Source organism: Saccharicrinis aurantiacus, assembly GCF_947489045.1.
GTDB lineage: Bacteria > Bacteroidota > Bacteroidia > Bacteroidales > Marinilabiliaceae > Saccharicrinis > Saccharicrinis aurantiacus.
In genome coordinates, this window is sequence record NZ_CANLCN010000076.1 from 1 (window position 1) to 254 (window position 254).

Genomic DNA, 254 nt, shown 5'->3' on the forward strand with positions numbered 1-254 from the left:
GATGTAAGATTTTTCCTTTACAGATTGACCAAAATATATGCTTAGACTTTTATAGACCCAACTTTCTACATTGACCCCAACTTTCTACATTGACCCGTGCCTTTTTTTGTCAATTTATTTTAGGATAGGATAGAAACAAAAAAGAGGCTTTTCTGCAAAGAAAAGCCTCTTTTTATAAAGTGATTCAGCTGGGGTTCGAACCCAGGACCCCATCCTTAAAAGGGATGTGCTCTACCAGCTGAGCTACTGAATCT

General features: G+C 37.8%; 1 tRNA gene. It reads right to left on the minus strand.

From position 1 onward, the window contains the following. Window positions 1-180 precede the first annotated feature (180 nt). Window positions 181-253: transfer RNA gene (locus tag QMO11_RS21890), tRNA-Lys, on the minus strand. Between the last annotated feature and the right edge of the window lies 1 nt (window position 254).